11 protein-coding genes are annotated in these 14,271 nt (G+C 36.9%); 1 reads left to right on the plus strand and 10 read right to left on the minus strand.

The annotated features are described in order from the left end of the window. Nucleotides 1-11: 11 nt before the first annotated feature. The 4 genes from CYO92_RS03145 to CYO92_RS03165 all read right to left on the minus strand — a co-directional run bounded on the left by CYO92_RS03145 (nucleotide 12) and on the right by CYO92_RS03165 (nucleotide 4,561). Nucleotides 12-1,964: a methyl-accepting chemotaxis protein gene (locus tag CYO92_RS03145; protein ID WP_103588347.1), complete on the minus strand. Its 1,953-nt coding sequence runs from the start codon at nucleotides 1,962-1,964 to the stop codon at nucleotides 12-14. Between the two features lie 380 nt (nucleotides 1,965-2,344). Continuing rightward, nucleotides 2,345-3,118: a transporter substrate-binding domain-containing protein gene (locus CYO92_RS03155; protein WP_087579059.1), complete on the minus strand. Its 774-nt coding sequence runs from the start codon at nucleotides 3,116-3,118 to the stop codon at nucleotides 2,345-2,347. Nucleotides 3,119-3,129: 11 nt separating this feature from the next. After that, nucleotides 3,130-3,858, minus strand: a complete 729-nt coding sequence (locus CYO92_RS03160) for an amino acid ABC transporter ATP-binding protein (protein WP_103588349.1) — start codon at nucleotides 3,856-3,858, stop codon at nucleotides 3,130-3,132. Then, nucleotides 3,851-4,561 (minus strand): amino acid ABC transporter permease, encoded by a 711-nt coding sequence (locus tag CYO92_RS03165; RefSeq protein WP_021091602.1) that lies wholly within the window; start codon nucleotides 4,559-4,561, stop codon nucleotides 3,851-3,853. The genes CYO92_RS03160 and CYO92_RS03165 overlap by 8 nt, the downstream gene beginning before the upstream one ends. 150 nt (nucleotides 4,562-4,711) lie before the next feature. Here CYO92_RS03165 and putP point away from each other — a divergent pair, with 150 nt between their 5' ends. Then, nucleotides 4,712-6,199 (plus strand): sodium/proline symporter PutP, encoded by a 1,488-nt coding sequence (gene putP, locus CYO92_RS03170; RefSeq protein ID WP_103588350.1) that lies wholly within the window; start codon nucleotides 4,712-4,714, stop codon nucleotides 6,197-6,199. A 58-nt stretch (nucleotides 6,200-6,257) separates the two neighbouring features. Here the strand turns inward: putP and mnmC are convergent, their stop codons facing one another. From mnmC to CYO92_RS03200, 6 genes are read right to left on the minus strand one after another with little or no spacing between them, the layout of a single operon-like run. Continuing rightward, nucleotides 6,258-8,126, minus strand: a complete 1,869-nt coding sequence (mnmC, locus tag CYO92_RS03175) for a bifunctional tRNA (5-methylaminomethyl-2-thiouridine)(34)-methyltransferase MnmD/FAD-dependent 5-carboxymethylaminomethyl-2-thiouridine(34) oxidoreductase MnmC (RefSeq protein WP_103588351.1) — start codon at nucleotides 8,124-8,126, stop codon at nucleotides 6,258-6,260. After that, nucleotides 8,123-9,565 carry an N-acetylmuramoyl-L-alanine amidase family protein gene (locus tag CYO92_RS03180; RefSeq protein ID WP_103588352.1) on the minus strand — a complete coding sequence of 481 codons (1,443 nt, stop codon included), beginning with the start codon at nucleotides 9,563-9,565 and terminating at the stop codon, nucleotides 8,123-8,125. The genes mnmC and CYO92_RS03180 overlap by 4 nt, the downstream gene beginning before the upstream one ends. Continuing rightward, on the minus strand, nucleotides 9,562-10,653 hold the full coding sequence (locus tag CYO92_RS03185) for a nitronate monooxygenase (protein ID WP_021091713.1): 1,092 nt from the start codon (nucleotides 10,651-10,653) through the stop codon (nucleotides 9,562-9,564). The genes CYO92_RS03180 and CYO92_RS03185 overlap by 4 nt, the downstream gene beginning before the upstream one ends. Next, complete coding sequence (gene tyrS, locus CYO92_RS03190) at nucleotides 10,654-11,859, minus strand: tyrosine--tRNA ligase (protein ID WP_103588353.1); 1,206 nt, start codon at nucleotides 11,857-11,859, stop codon at nucleotides 10,654-10,656. A gap of 10 nt (nucleotides 11,860-11,869) precedes the next feature. Further along, nucleotides 11,870-14,059: a RelA/SpoT family protein gene (locus CYO92_RS03195; protein ID WP_103588354.1), complete on the minus strand. Its 2,190-nt coding sequence runs from the start codon at nucleotides 14,057-14,059 to the stop codon at nucleotides 11,870-11,872. After that, nucleotides 14,046-14,261: a DNA-directed RNA polymerase subunit omega gene (locus tag CYO92_RS03200; RefSeq protein ID WP_021091717.1), complete on the minus strand. Its 216-nt coding sequence runs from the start codon at nucleotides 14,259-14,261 to the stop codon at nucleotides 14,046-14,048. The genes CYO92_RS03195 and CYO92_RS03200 overlap by 14 nt, the downstream gene beginning before the upstream one ends. Nucleotides 14,262-14,271: the final 10 nt, after the last annotated feature.

The following is a 14,271-nucleotide window of genomic DNA, read 5'->3' on the forward strand; positions in this document are numbered from 1 at the left end:
TAAGTCAAAGATTAAAATTTACTTTTTCTAACTTCGTTTACTATCGCCTTAGCCATGTCGTCAACATCAGATGTTACTTCATTTGCTTTATTGACAATTACTACATTTTCTTTTGTAAGTGTGTCTATTTGAGCAACTGATTGGTTTATCATATTGATTCCTTCACTTTGCTCTTTTATAGATTCACTCATTTCATTGATTGATTGAGCTAGTACGTTTGTATTTGCTTCGATCTCTGTTAGAGATTTTTGAGTTCTCTCTGCTAGTTTTCTAACTTCATCTGCAACAACCGCAAAGCCTCTACCATGTTCTCCTGCACGTGCTGCCTCGATCGCGGCATTAAGAGCTAGTAAATTTGTTTGATCAGCTATATCTCTAATAATAGTTATGATGTTTTTGATCTCATCACTTTGTCTAATAACATCAGATGTTTTTTGAGATATTGCATTCATTGAGCTTGACATTTGCTCTACTGCAGCAGCAGACTCTTGAAGTGAGCTTGCTTGTACATTTGCACCTTGAGTTAGTTCTTTCATTGACTGACTTAAAGACTCAGCCTTTTCTTCTAGCACATGAGCTTGATCTAAATTTGCTCTTAACATCTTGGCTATCTCTTCACCAAGGGCATTTATACCAACCGCCATTTTGCCATCATCTTCAAGCCTTTTAGTAAAGTCTTGTTTTTTAAAGCTTTCTAGTAGATTTAACACGTCATCACCATTTTCTGCAATAGCATGTTTTAGTGCGATTTGTAAGTCTTTGAAAGTTTGTTTTAGCTGGCTAAGTGCAGGATTTGAAGTATCTGCGTTAAGCTGAGCTACGTAGTTACCTTTGCCAATTTGATTTACAAAAGTATTTGCTTCTTTAATGAAATTATTTTGCTCAGATAAATTTGCCTCGATTTGTTTGATATTCTCATTTATCAGTGCACTCATCTGTCCGATCTCGTCGCTACCACTACGATCTAAAAATTCAGCCTTATTAGATTTATAATTTAAGAAGTCAAAAAATCTAACTAAGCCATTTTTAGTCTGATCTATGCCAGAGATCAGGTTTTTACCTATTAATGTAGATATTAGCAACATAAGCAAAATACAAATCGCAATTACAATAGAACTTATAATAAGTTCGGTATTTGCATCACCCTTAATACGTATTGCATCTTTTTGCATATTATCAAGTAGTTTAAGCTCAAGCTCTCTCAATGCTTCTATTGAAATGCTTATCTTTGAAAACCAACTCGCTGCATCATAAGATACATCTTCAGTGGCAACTACATTTTTAATAATATTCATCGCATCTATAAAATCAGCCTTTTTTCTAGCGATGGCATCAAATTCATCACTAAATTCTTTTGGGTTGTAATCGTCAAAATCCTGCATAAATTTATTTATAACGCTATTTAGTGCAACTACTTTATTGTAGTCCTCTTTGCTTATGCTCTTTTTAGTAAAAACCCCATTTAAAGTAGCACGCAAAATACCAAGAGACTCTTTTATCTCACCAACAATAATGATACGCTTTAGATCATCTACCAAGCTAGGCTCGAGCTTATCACTATATCCATTTATAGCAATGACCTCTTTTCTTAAAATTTTTGTTATACGACTAATTAGGTCATTGCCACTTTTTTGATCTACATTTGAGCGGATACTATTTATCTCTGAAACTATTTCATTTTTCTCCTCAAGCTTATCAAGCGCAGCATCTACTTTTTTACGTTGCTCTAATAAATTTTTATTATCCCCTCCTGCTAACACACCTGAACTAAATCCGCGTTCTTTTTGCATCTCATGGATAAAATTATTTTGACTTATTATTGTATCCACGATTTTCTCACTAAACTCTGCTTTTGAGCGAGTTTTTAAGATACCATTTAGCATGTATGCACTCATGATACCAAGGCCAATAAGACTGACGATAACTATCGCCATAATCTTAGATTTAATACCTAGATTATTCATTTTCTCTCCTTTTAGTTTTTTTAAATATCTGCTTCAAAAAATAAAGCCATACGACTTTAATACTTAAAATTTATCAACCAAAAAATGCTTTTGGTTATTTTTATAAAAAATATTGATTAACGCATTTATGTAAAATTTTAATTTATATTTAGCTTTATTAAATAGTAGGAATTTTTTAACAAAATTGTGATACATGCAAATAGAAAATAGCACATTTAAAATAAATGCCGTTCTCATCCTGAGAAGCTTCATTTTTTCTCCTTGAAAATAATTAAGTCATTTTATTAATTTTACTTTTAAAAGATGTTAAATTTTAAAAATTAGAAAAAAGTGAGTTTTTGCAGAGAATTCCTGCTTCTCTGCAAATTTTGTATTTAGATTTATTTCTTTAATCCATATTTATCTAGCATTTTGTCAAATTCGCCAGATTTTTGCAGCTCATCGATCGCTGCGTCTATCTTCTTGATAAGCTCAGTGTGTTTGCCTTTATCAAACGCCATTGCAAATCCTTCCGTGCCATCAGGAACTCTTAAAAATTCTTCTAAATCTGGATTTTGTTTTAAATACTCAACCCCTATCGGACTATCAGTTAGTACAACGTCGATTTTACCAGCGTTTAGTGACATGATGGCAGCTGCTACATTTTCAGCAGGTATCGACTTAGTGGTTATGCTTTTGGCTGCTTCTTCTTGAAGTGTGCCAACTTGAGCTGAAATTTTCTTATCCTTAAGGTTGTCTTTATTTACATCTGAGCCTTTTTTGCGGATAAATAAATTCTCTGAAAAATAATATGGCTTAGTGAAATCAACCGATTTTCTTCTCTCATCAGTTGCACTCATTCCGCTTATAGCAATATCGATTTTACCGGTTTTTAATGCTGATATCAGTCCATCAAAGCTCATATTTGCAACATCAAATTTTATCCCAGTTTTTTTGGTGATCTCGTCTAATAAATCTATCTCAAAGCCAATAATTTTATTGTTTTCATCAAGATATTCAAAAGGTGGATAATCAGCGCTCGAGCCAACTTTATAAACTACATTTTTAGTAACTTCTTCGGCATTATTTGCTGTATTTTTTTTATTAGCGTCATCGCTACAACCTAGTAAAAATAAAACCGAGCTTGCCATCAAAAATTTTAAAATTTTACTCATTTTCTACTCCTTTAATGATTTAAAATTTTGCCTAAAAACTCTTTTAAACGCTCATGTTGTGGATTTGTAAAGACATTTTTCGGTGTATCATCAACTGCGATTTTGCCTTTATCCATAAAGAAAATTCTATTTGCCACATTTCTTGCAAAGCCCATCTCATGGGTCACCACAAGCATCGTTATGCCCCTTGCGGCAACATCTTTCATAATATCAAGCACCTCTCCGATCATCTCAGGATCAAGCGCACTTGTCGGCTCGTCAAAAAGTATCACTTCTGGCTCCATCGCTAGGCTTCTAGCGATCGCAATACGTTGTTTCTGTCCGCCTGAAAGCTTGTGTGGATAGGCGAATTTCTTATCGCTTAGTCCAACACTTTTTAGCAACTCATCAGCTCTTTTTTCTGCACTTTCTTTATCCAAAATCCCAGCTTTTATTGGAGCTAGGGTTAAATTTTGCAAGACGTTTTTATTTGCAAAAAGATTAAAGTGCTGAAAAACCATGCTCACTTTTTGGCGAATTTTATTTATATCTGATTTTTTATCTAAAATATCTTCGCCATTTATCTTTATGTGCCCGCTATCTGGCTCCTCAAGGCGGTTTAAACAACGTAAAAACGTACTTTTACCGCCACCGCTTGGACCAATTATCGCTATAACTTCACCTTTTTTTATATCTACACTAATATCATTTAAAACTCGCAAATCGCCATAACTTTTGTTTAAATTTTTAATCTCAATCATGGCGGTTTAATCTCCTCTCAAGTAGTTTTGTCAAAAGTGTAAAAAATTTAACACTCACATAATAGACAATGCCTGTAAAAATGACTGGCTCTGGACTATAAAAGACCGCTTGCAAGCTCTTACTTTGCATCGTAATATCAACGACACTTATATAACCCACGACTGATGTCTCTTTAAATAACGATATAAACTCATTTGCAAGAGCTGGCAAGATATTTTTTGTAGCTTGTGGAAAAACTATCTCGCGCATCGAAACATAGTAGTTTAGGCCCATCGCACGAGCCGCTTCCATTTGTCCTTTATCCACGCTGTTTATGCCACTTCGCACGATCTCGGCCACATAAGCAGAGCTATTTAGTCCAAGTGCGATGAGAGCTACATAAAAATTATCACTCCATGTTGCAAAAATGACAACTGAAAATATTAAAAGTTGAAGTATTACAGGTGTTCCACGTAAGATATCGATATATTCATCAATTATAAAATTTAAGACTTTGATATTTAAAAATTTAATAAACGCCAAGGTAAATCCAAGTGTTATGCCTATGGCAATACCACCTATCGTAAGTCCTAAAGTCACTCCGTAACTTTTGATATAAGCGATCTCTTGAGCCTCACTAAGATCTCTTGGATAGAAAAAATATGCTCCAAGTGAAACGATAATTATAAAAAATAGAAATTTAGCTAAATTTTGAGCCTTCAACTTCGTCCTTCTCTTTAAAATATGGCTTTAAATAATACGAAAAAATTTATATCATTTTGCTTAAAAGCGTTTAAGGATCGGCGCCGAATGTTGTAATTTAAAAAAATTTATATTAACATAAGCCATTTATCTTAATTTGAAAGGAAATTTATGAGCTTTGGGTCTTATTTAGCCATCGCCATCTATTTTGGCTTTTTGCTCTTTATCGGACGATATTTCTACGATAAAAATGCAAGTATGAACGAGTATCTGCTAGATAACCGTCGAATGGGTCCAGTGGTTACTGCACTTAGTGCTGGTGCTTCTGATATGAGTGGTTGGATGCTACTTGGCGTGCCCGGAGCCTTATACGCAACTGGCATAGCAAATGTGTGGATGATAATCGGTCTTATCATTGGAGCTTACTGCAACTATCTATTTTTAGCAAAGAGGCTTAGAATTTATACTGAGGTTGCGAGTGATAGCATCACGATACCAGATTTTTTAGAAAATCGCTTTAAAGATAGGACTAAAATTTTAAGAATCATCTCTGGTCTTATCATTTTGATCTTTTTCACACTTTATGTAAGTAGTGGCATCATCGCTGGTGGCAAGACTTTCGAGAGCTTTTTTGGTTTAAAATTTGCCTACGGAGCAGTCTTTACGCTTGTTATTGTAGTCTTTTACACATTTTTTGGTGGATTTAAAGCAGTTAGTATAACTGACGCATTTCAGGGACTTTTGATGTTTTGTGTCCTAGTCTCGATCCCAGTCGTAGCATATCTAAATTTAGACTTGCCAAGCGATACAAATTTACTAAAAGAGATAAGCAAGCTTGATACAAATCACCTAAATCCATTTAGAGATCAAACTTTTTGGGGAATTTTAGGACTTATGGCTTGGGGATTTGGCTATTTTGGACAGCCACACATCATTGTTAGATTTATGGCGATACGCGATTCAAAAGAGCTTGCCAAAGCAAGAAGAATAGGCATTGGTTGGATGAGCATTGGGTTGCTTGGTGCGATTATGAGCGGACTTATTGGCTTTGTCTACTTTAGTCAAAGGGGCGGGCTTAGTGATCCTGAGACGGTGTTTTTAAAGCTTGGCGAGCTACTTTTCCCACCATTTTTTATAGGCATTATCATCTCAGCTGTGCTTTCAGCGATCATGAGTACTATCTCAAGTCAGCTTTTAGTTACGTCTAGCTCGGTAACAAAGGACTTTATCTTTGCATTCTATAAAAAAGAGATTAGTCAAAATACACAAACAGCGATCAGTCGCTATGCTGTCGTAGTAGTGGCCATAGTTGCTACTATACTTGCCTTTATCTCAACAGACAATGTCCTAAACGTCGTTGGCAACGCTTGGGCTGGATTTGGTGCGAGCTTTGGACCAGTGCTACTTTTTAGCCTCTACTGGAAGCGCATGAGTGCACTTGGAGCATTAGCCGGTATGATAGCTGGAGGTGCGACCGTAATATTTTGGATCACTTCAGGGCTAAACGTTTATGTTTATGAAATTTTACCTGGCATCATAGCTTCTTGTATAGCGATCATTAGCGTAAGTATCTGGGGCGATGCGATAAATAAAATGACGAGCGAACCTCACGAGCAAGTTATAAAAGATGAATTTGAAAAGATGAAAACAAGGCTTTAAGCCTTATCTTATAAGAAATTCCTAGTATCTTGTACTAGGAATTTCTGCTAATTCTCTCTTAAAGTTTTAATCCCTTTTTTAGTTTTCTTATCAAAAATCTAGCTGGATGAAGCTCGTGGAATAGCGATCTTTCTATGCAAAGTGGTCGATCAAGTACAAGATCAGCTACCAAATTTGCTCCAAGTATAGCTGTGCAAAGACCTCGCGAGCCGTGAGCAAAATTTACAAAGACATTTTTTTCGTAGCTTGCTTTTGGATTGTTATCTTTATTTTTGCTCCAAAATAGCCCTTTGTAGTTTTGCTTGTAAAATTCCTCATCATGCAAGGCGCCAATTATCGGAAATCTGTCTCCACTATAGCTCCTATATCCCACACGTGAGCCGATAATGGCGGCTTTTGTGGTGTCAAAAAACTCGCTTACATCGCTTAAATTTTTAGCGTTATCCTCAACTTTAGGCGTATCGCAAATTTCATTTCTGGCATAAGTTGCGCCGATGACTTGCACGCCTTTTACGGCTGGACAGATGTAGCCTTTTGCGCTTAGCGGCATGGCATTTTTTAGCACTGGTTTTAGGTGCGTGACTTGGCCTCGGACACTGCTTATTTGCATGTCGTAACCCTTAAAAATTTCACTGCTCTTACTGCCAGTGCAAAAGACCAAAATATCGGTCTCTAAATTTTTACCATTTTTAAATTTAACACTGATCTTGCCGTTTTGTAGATGTGCCCTACTCTCATACTCGTGATTAAATAAAATTTCAAAACTACATGATAAAAATTTACAAATTTCTCTTGGTCTAGCGTATGCTGCCTCTTTTATAAATATCCCAGGATATGGCTTCAAGTTCTCATCAAATTTAAAAATATCCTCTACGCTTTGAGTTTGCCACGAGCCATATCTTTTAGTGAGCTCATCATCAAATGCGTAGTCTATGCAGCCATTAAATTTGATAAGGCTTTTTGGCAAAGTTGCCTTGTAAAATCTCACTGCTTGCAAAAATGCGTTTAAATGCATGCGACCTAAATTTACACCAGGCTTGGTAACTAGCGGCATCAAAGCACCACAGTGATTGCCTGAGCCATTTGTAGCCACTTCATCCTTTGCCTCAGCGATCACAACCTTAAAGCCATTTTTAGCTAGCTCGCTAGCTGTTGCAAGTCCAGCCACGCCAGCTCCTATGATAAGCGCTGTTTTGTTTTTTGGCTTAGCCAGTGGCTCGCATCTTGCAAACCAAGCATCCTTTAAATTTTCATCTTTTTTCTCTAGCACGGCGCTACTCATCTGGCGTTTTCTAGCGTAACCCTCTTTTAGGCTTAGCAAAAAGCCAGCGCCCTTTAGCCCGTCTTTTACCATTTTTGCACACGAGTAGGTTCTAGCAATCGTGCCAACCTTGCTTAGTCTTGCGATCTGCCTAAAAATTTCTTCGCTCCAGATTGAGCCATTTTTACTTGGAGCAAAGCCGTCTAGAAACCAGATGTCGGCAATAAAATCAAGCTCAGGTAAAATTTCTTTAGCCTCGCCGTAGCAAAGATTAAGTGTGATATTTGGTGCAAAATTTATACGGTGTATGCCTGAGATTAGCGGCGGATAGAGCGAAACCAGCTTTCTAGCATAAGCTTTAAAAATGCCTAAATTTTCATAAATTTTTAAAATATCTTCTTTTTTAATAGGGCTTTTTTCGATGCTAACAAAGTGAAGTTTTTTATTACTACCTTTAAATTTCTTACAAAGCGTAAAGAAATTTAGCCCAGCACCAAAGCCAGTCTCAGCAACTATGAAACTGTCTTTGCTCTGCCAAATTTCATCAAGTGCACTTGCAAAGACAAATTCACTCTCAAGCCAAGGTTTATCGGTATTAAAGTAGATGTCACCAAACTCCTCGTTAAATGGAATTTGCCCTTTAAAGCTTAAATTTGCATTTTTCATCTATTTTTTGCGAAATATCCATCTATGCCGTTTGCTATGCCGTTTGCAAGGGCGTTTTGATATGCATCATTAAAGAGCTTTTCACCCTCAACTGGATGCGTGATATAGCCGATCTCAACAAGAACTGCTGGCATAAGAGCACCAACAAGTACCCAAAACGGCGCCTCTCTCACACTGCCATCACTTGCAGCATAGACTTTTCTGGCACTTGCTAAAATTTCTTTTTGGATATCGATGCCAAGCTTGTTTGAGGCGATGATCTTCTCGCGATTTAGTACATTTAAAAATGTCTGCTGTGAAAAGTAATTCATCTCTTCGATGTCTGATTTATTTTCAAGCGCGGCCGCGTTTTTACTACGTTCACTTCTTGCAGGCGATAAGAAAAATGTCTCAATGCCGTGCATGCTCTTTGCCTTTGTGGCATTTGGAGCGGCATTTGCGTGAATGGAAACAAATAGATCAGCCATCTTATCATTTGCAAATTTTGTTCTTGTTCTTAAATTTATAAAGACATCGGTTGACCTGGTAAAAAAGACCTTGTAGCCACGCGCTTTTAGTATGTCGCCAAGCTTTTTGGCTACACCTAAAACGGCTGTTTTTTCTTGCAGTTTGCCATTTACCGCGCCAGGGTCTGTGCCGCCATGACCCGGATCGATGACGATCGTTTTGTTGCGTGAAAATTTACCAGTCGCAACTGGTGGCAAAGGTGCTGTCACTGGCTCACTTTGTGCAGGCTGCGGCTTTAAATTTGGCTCAGGCTCTTTGTGTGGCACTTCTTCATTTTTATTTTTAGTTTTATGAAGTGGTGCTTTTACATTTTCGTTTGAGATAAAATTTTGAGCGCTGATTACAAGCAGATCGCCTGTCGCATTTGCTTTTATAGTCTTTTGGACCTTATCAGAAAAAATAACTCTAACAGTATTTTTATCATACTGCGAGATGTGAATGTAATCAGATATAAAATTTTTATAAGTTAGCGGATTACCATTTAATCTACCATCGATATCCATAATGTTTTTATATGTATTTTGTTGCTTTAAAAAGGATGTTTTTAGTTTTGCAGTATCGATTTTTGTATTAAACTTAAGTACTAAAGTGTCATTTACCTTGGTTGCACTAAGCAGCGTCAAAGTAGTAGTACTAGGCGTACTAGCGCTCTTTACGCCATTTAGTGCATTTAGATCTTTTATATACCCACCTGAATCAAAACCAAGCGATTTTGAGCTGGTTATAAGCCTTGTGAGTGCTTGTTTTTTTATATTTTTGTCATTTTTTATGATCGCGTCGACATAGATATCTTTTATATCGTTGTGAAATTTAATCTTTGCACTTCTGCTTGAGCTGGCAAAATTTTTATCAAATTTTGCAAATATCTCTGAATTTGTCGCAGCAAAAAGAAAATTACAAACAATAAAAAAGAGAATTATCGCTCGTTTCATTCACCATGTACCAGCTTGTGCATTAGCTCTTTTACGCTTATTAGCTCTTTTAGCTTATATCCATTTGCTCCCGTGAAAAATAACCCAGTCTCTTTTTTGCCGCTAAATGAGTCAAACAGCCTATCAGCGATGCAATATCCAACCTCTTTAGCTCCTTTGCCCCTTTGACAAGGGCTCACACAGTTGCTTATACACTGGATCTTTGGTCCCATCCTTTTTTCTACCAAATTTATCAAATTTGTTCTAATCCCACGAGCCGGATAGCCAACTGGGCTTTTTATAAGCTCAATGTCTTTTTCCTCGGCTGCTAGTATCACTTCTTTAAAGCCAATATCCGCGTCACACTCATGAGTGCCGATGAAGCGTGTACCCATCTGAACGCCGTCTGCGCCTAGCGATATTGCTTTTTCAATATCATTTTTATCCCAAATTCCACCGGCTGCGATGAGCGGAAAGTCGCCCCACTCTTTTATCTCGGCCTTTACTTGTGGAATTAGATTAAATAGCGAAAACTCAGGATCAAGGCACTGCTCGTAAGTAAAGCCCTGATGTCCGCCGCTTAGTGGTCCTTCAAGCACAACAGCATCTGGCAAGCGATCATATCTTTGTAGCCAACGTTTGCAGATGATCTTTAGTGCTTTTGCGCTTGAGATAATAGGAACTAGTGCAACCTCTTTAAAATTTTGTGTAAATTCTGGCAAATTTGTAGGTAGTCCAGCGCCCGATACGATGATGTTTATGCCGGCTTCACAAGCATCTTTTACCACTCTTGCGTAGTCATTTGCAGCGTACATTATATTTACACCAAGTGGCAGGTCGCCACAAATTTTTCGTGCATTCTCAATAATTGCTCTAAGACCTCTTGTTGAGTAGAAATTCTCACTTCCAAATGGCTTTGCATTTAGCTCTTTATTTATAAATTTACGATTTTCATAATATCCTGTACCAACTGAGCTGATTATTCCAAGACCGCCTTCTAGGCTGACATTGCCAGCTAGTTTATCCCAGCTGATACCAAGTCCCATACCGCCTTGAAATATCGGATATTTTATCTCATATTTTCCTATTTTTAATGGCTTTAACTCCATCTATTCAACCTTTACTTTTGCAAATTTACGCTTTCCTACTTGCAAGATATATTCACCTGCCTCTAATTTTAACTGCTCATCGCTAATCTTTTCTTGATTAATGCTAACCGCATTTGCCTTTATGTCGCGTCTTGCTTGAGAATTTGACTCACTTAGCTCACACTGCGATAGAGCTTCCACGATCCAAACTGGTGCTTTTAAGCTAAATTCTTTGATATCAGTTGGGAGCTGATTTTGAGAGTGCACGCTATTAAACTCAGCCATCGCAGTTTTTGCAGCTTCCTCTCCGTGATACCTTGCTGTTATCTCATACGCAAGGTCCTCTTTTGCTTTTTTTGGATGATACTTGCCGTTTTTTACATCGTTCATTAAATTTTCTATCTCGCCAAGGCTTTTTGTACTTAAAAGCTCGTACCAACGCCACATTAGCTCATCGCTTATACTAAGCGTCTTTGCAAACATATCATTTGCATTTTCGGTTACGCCGATATAGTTTCCAAGACTTTTGCTCATCTTATTTACACCATCAAGCCCCTCAAGAAGTGGCATCATGATTACAGCTTGCTCTTTGCCGACGTTATAAATTCTCTGCAAAGTTCTGCCCATTAGAAGGTTAAATTTCTGATCCGTACCGCCCATCTCGATATCGCACTTCATAGCAACGCTATCATAACCTTGAAGAAGCGGATACATAAATTCACAAATTGAAATTGGACTGCCAGATTTTATCCTTTTTTCAAAATCATCGCGCTCTAGCATTCTAGCGACTGAAAATGTGCTAGTTAGCTCTATCATTCCGGCAGCTCCAAGCTCATTTGACCATTTTGAGTTAAACATTATCACGGTTTTTTTTGGATCTAAAATTTTAAAAACTTGCTCTTCATAAGTTTTGGCATTTTTTAAAACTGTCTCTTGATCTAGCTTTTTTCTAGTTACTGATTTACCGGTTGGATCGCCTATTTGAGCAGTGAAGTCGCCTATCAAAAACTGCACGATCGCACCATGCTTTTGAAGAAGTGCCATCTTGTTTAAAACGACTGTGTGACCTAAGTGAAGGTCTGGAGCAGTTGGATCAAAACCAGCCTTTACATAGAAATTTTCACCTTTTTCATAATAGTTTTTTATTAAATTCTCAACTCTTTCAAAGTCAATAATCTCGGCAACACCGCGTTTTATCTCTTGTAAAATTTCAGCTATATCTTGCATTATCTTTCTCCTAGTTATGGTATGGATCGCTTTGCGAAACGAAATCTATAATCTTATATCTATCTTTAATCTTCTCTTTTAGCTCGTTTGCATCGATATTTTCGGCTATCTCAACACTTATTTCAAATGTATCACCGCTAAGGTCATTTGCTTCGTTTAGCGAGATTGTAGCCAAATTTACATCCAGTCTAGCAAGATATGTTAAAAATTCAGCCAACGCGCCTTTTCGGTTCTCAAGATTTAATAAAATTTTATATCTATGTGGAGCATTTCTGGTCCATTTGACAAAGATGATCTCATTGCCCTTATCCATAAGCTTTCCAGCACGCTCACAAAGTTTGTGATGCACTGTCACATTGTGCCCATTTTTAAAGCCAACTATACTATCGCCTCTTTTTGGGTTACAACAATAGTCAAACTCGACATTTGAAATTTTATGATTTGAATAGATTACGATATTTTCAAATTTTTGCTTTTTAACCTGATATTTATCGCCCAAAGAGATCATAAAAGGACGCTCTTTTTTTATATACTTTTTAAGCATATTTACGACCTCTTGCAAAAATTCGCTTTCAGTTGCAGCACGAAAAACTTTTTTGCCTAAATTTTCATGCTCTATCCAGTCTAAAATTCTATCTTTCGAAACGCCAAAAACCGACTTTAAAATATCAACTGCAATTTTATAATTTATATCTTTTATCTTTTGCTTGCAGTATGTCCTTATCGTAGCCCTTGCTTTACCAGTTCGAACGCTATTTATCCACGAACAGCGAAATTTTGCCTCTTCACCAGTTACGATCCTTACAATATCGCCATTTTTTAGCTCTGTTAAAAGTGGCATCCTGACGCGATTTATATAAGCTTCTTTTGCGTAAAGTCCGATCTCTGTGTGAATCTCATAAGCATAATCAAGTGCAGTAGCCCCGCGCGGAAGTGTAAAAACCTCACCTTTTGGCGAATAGACCGCAATATCTTCTATATAAAGACTATCTTTTGCATATTCATAAAGCTCTTCGACGTTACTTTCAGCTTCATTGTTTTGCATACCAATGTCGTTTAGCCAGTCAAGTTTTGGATTAAGTAAACTGCCCTCACCATTTTTGTACTTCCAATGAGCTGCAACACCGTATTCAGCGGTTTTGTGCATATCGTAAGTACGAACTTGTGCCTCAAAAATACTCTTATTATCAAAAATAGTTGTATGTATCGTTTGATAGCCATTTTGCTTTGGAAGTGCAATATAATCCTTAAATCTCGAAATAAGAGGATTAAAATTTATATGCAAATTCCCAAGCGCAAGATAGCAATCAAGCGGTTTTTGCACAAGAATTCTAATAGCTAGCAAATCAAGCACCTCATCAATCGAAATACCTTTTCTTTGCATTTTTAAATAAATAGAATAGTAATGCTTTATACGTTTTTGAATCTCAAAAGTACCCTCAATAAAGCCATTTTCAAGTAAAATTTGATTTACTTTTTCGTAAAAAGCATTTAGTTTAAGGCTAAGCTGCTGCTTATTTTTATTTAAAAAGCTATCGATCTTGGCGTATTCTTCTGGCATCGCATATTTAAAGCTTAGATCTTCAAGTATATTTTTAATCGATGAAATTCCAAGCCTATGAGCGATCGGAGCATAGACCATAAGCGTCTCTTCAGCAATTCGTTTTTGTTTTTCTACTTTTAATGCATCAAGGGTTAGCATATTATGAAGCCTGTCACAAAGCTTAACCACAAGAACTCTAACATCCTCAATGGAGATTAAAAGCATTTTTCTAAAAGTTAGCGCCGAACTTGCTAGTTTTTCGTTACTACTTGAGCTTGCAAGCTTGTTTTCTCTTATAGCAACTATCTTTGTAAGCCCCTCAACCAGCTTTGCCACTTCATCGCCAAATTCAGCCTGGACTTCACTAAGCGTAACTTCAGTATCTTCAACTACATCGTGAAGTAGTGCAGCTATGACCATGCTCTCATCTCCACCCATATTTGCTACTATTGATGCTACTAAGATAGGATGGATTGCGTATGGCTCGCCACTTTTGCGATATTGACCAGCATGAGATGTGACACAGCTATCTATAGCTTTATCTAATTTCTCGCTTCGTTCACAAAGAGAAAAGAGCAGCGTTATAGCTTCTGAAACATTTTTACAAGGTAAAATTTGTTCTATTAGCTGCTCTAAAAAAAGACTATTTTCCTTCAACTATTGCCTCTAAGCCTATTTTGCCCTCAGCTACTTCAAGTAGCGCAATGTCAGCAAATTTCATCTTTGAAGTATCGGCTTCTACAAGTACTACTGCTCCATTTGCTAGTGCTTCTGCACGCTTTGCTACGATAAGTGAAAGTTTATATCTATCATCACCAACTTGTTTTAACGCTCTTGCTGTTATTTGTTCTGTTCTCATATTTATCCTT

Source organism: Campylobacter concisus (assembly GCF_002913715.1).
Classification (GTDB): Bacteria; Campylobacterota; Campylobacteria; order Campylobacterales; family Campylobacteraceae; genus Campylobacter_A; species Campylobacter_A concisus_AG.

What these genes read in the sequence shown, in the direction of transcription:
- CYO92_RS03145 (WP_103588347.1), bottom strand. Translation starts at nt 1,964, where the DNA reads ATGAATAATCTAGGTATTAAATCTAAGATTATGGCGATAGTTATCGTC.
- CYO92_RS03155 (WP_087579059.1), bottom strand. Translation starts at nt 3,118, where the DNA reads ATGAGTAAAATTTTAAAATTTTTGATGGCAAGCTCGGTTTTATTTTTA.
- CYO92_RS03160 (WP_103588349.1), bottom strand. Translation starts at nt 3,858, where the DNA reads ATGATTGAGATTAAAAATTTAAACAAAAGTTATGGCGATTTGCGAGTT.
- putP (WP_103588350.1), top strand. Translation starts at nt 4,712, where the DNA reads ATGAGCTTTGGGTCTTATTTAGCCATCGCCATCTATTTTGGCTTTTTG.
- mnmC (WP_103588351.1), bottom strand. Translation starts at nt 8,126, where the DNA reads ATGAAAAATGCAAATTTAAGCTTTAAAGGGCAAATTCCATTTAACGAG.
- CYO92_RS03180 (WP_103588352.1), bottom strand. Translation starts at nt 9,565, where the DNA reads ATGAAACGAGCGATAATTCTCTTTTTTATTGTTTGTAATTTTCTTTTT.
- CYO92_RS03185 (WP_021091713.1), bottom strand. Translation starts at nt 10,653, where the DNA reads ATGGAGTTAAAGCCATTAAAAATAGGAAAATATGAGATAAAATATCCG.
- tyrS (WP_103588353.1), bottom strand. Translation starts at nt 11,859, where the DNA reads ATGCAAGATATAGCTGAAATTTTACAAGAGATAAAACGCGGTGTTGCC.
- CYO92_RS03200 (WP_021091717.1), bottom strand. Translation starts at nt 14,261, where the DNA reads ATGAGAACAGAACAAATAACAGCAAGAGCGTTAAAACAAGTTGGTGAT.